The sequence below is a fragment of the Streptococcus sp. HMSC065C01 genome, from assembly GCF_001813525.1.
Classification (GTDB): domain Bacteria; phylum Bacillota; class Bacilli; order Lactobacillales; family Streptococcaceae; genus Streptococcus; species Streptococcus parasanguinis_V.
In genome coordinates this window covers 1-1,676 of the sequence record NZ_KV812843.1, presented here as the reverse complement: position 1 = coordinate 1,676, position 1,676 = coordinate 1, and the positions used below count along the sequence as shown (strand labels likewise).

The following is a 1,676-nucleotide window of genomic DNA, read 5'->3' as shown; positions in this document are numbered from 1 at the left end:
AACCATACTTGGTAAACCAACTTGTCGCCACGGTTCACAGTCTTGGTGTTCAAGTTTTCTTTTTCGTTGTTTGATGCATCGTCCGCATATGGGTCCGCATTAGTATCTGCGTACTTGTCTGCCAACTCTTTGTCATCATCAACGAGCTTGTCGCCTGTGATATCGAATTTTTCTTTAGAAACAACGTATTTCTCTGGTTGGAACTTAGGTTCTTCTGGAGGACGAACTGTGTTATTGAATTCTTTATCAGCGATATCACCAACAGTTGCCACGAGAACTTTAGCTGTTCCGTCGTGTGATACTGTTACAGTTACTTCTGCTTTCATTGTATCGTATGATACTGTTGCATCTGTTCCTGCGACTTCTTCAACTGTATACTTGTGAACGCCTTCTTGACCTTTCTTGAATTCAAGAGCTGAGAACTTAACGTTACCTGATGCATCATTACTTACAGTTTCAAGAGTCTTACCTGTTGAATCTTTAAGCACGAAGCTGAATTCGTTGGCTTTAAGCTCACGACCTTCCAAACGTTTAGTGAAGTTGAACTCTACTGGTACTGGAACGTTGTTTACACGTTTTTGAGTAGGTTTCTCTGGTGTTTCAACCTTCTTAGTTGTTGGGTTGTAGTAGTTTACAACTTGCGCTGCAGTATTTTCAATATCTACACCAGCAGCAACATCAGCTTTCACTGTTGTTGGAATGTCAAACTTGTAGTAACGTCCAAATTCAAATTTAGTTGTGTCGATAACTTGAGTATTTTCTGCATCTCCTAGAGATTTAGTGAAGCCAGCTTTAATAGTTGCTGTGATTACTCCGTTATTAACTGTGATATCGAATTTATCTGTTACTTCTGCGCCTGTTACTGAATCGTAAGCTTTGATCTTAGTAGAATCAAGTTCCAACTTCGCTTCATCGTAGTCATCTGAAATTCCTACAGATTGGATGTTTTCTTTGTTAGTTGCTGAAAATTTAGTTGTATCCAACCATACTTGGTAAACCAACTTATCTCCACGGTTAACAGTCTTGGTATTGATGTTTTCTGCTTCGTTGTTGGCAGTACCATCCGCATATGGGTTGGCATTTGTATCTGCATACTCATCTGTCAACTCATCATCATCGTCAGCAAGTTTTGAACCAGTGATATCAAATTTTTCTTTGTTAAGAACGAATTTCTCTGGTTGGAACTTAGGTTCTTCTGGAGGTGTTACACGGTTGTTAAATTCTTTATCCGCAATGTCGCCTACAGTCGCGATAAGAACTTTAGCTGTTCCATCGTGTTTCACTGTAACTGTTACATTCGCTTTCATGGTATCGTATGTAACGGTTGCGTCTGTTCCTTTAACTTCTTCTACTGTGTAGTTGTGTACGCCTTCTTGACCTTTCTTGAACTCAAGTTTAGAGAACTTAACATTACCAGTCGCATCATTGCTTACAGTTTCAAGAGTCTTACCTTCTGAATCTTTAAGAACGAAGCTGAATTCGTTAGCTTTAAGCTCACGGCCTTCCAAACGTTTAGTGAAGTTGAATTCCACTTCAACTGGAACGTTGTTGACACGTTTTTCAGTTGGTTTGCTTGGTTTTTCAACTTTCTTAGTAGTTGGGTTATAGTAGTTGACTACTTGAGCCGCAGTATTTTCGATGTCTACACCACCAGGTACATCAGCTTTCACTGTTGT

General features: G+C 39.6%; 1 protein-coding gene. It reads right to left on the bottom strand.

Annotation, left to right across the window (positions count from 1 at the left end; translation table 11 throughout):
* Positions 1–1,676, bottom strand: a 1,676-nt coding sequence (locus HMPREF2918_RS03475; RefSeq protein WP_305366773.1) for an SspB-related isopeptide-forming adhesin, incomplete at both ends; no start/stop codon positions are given.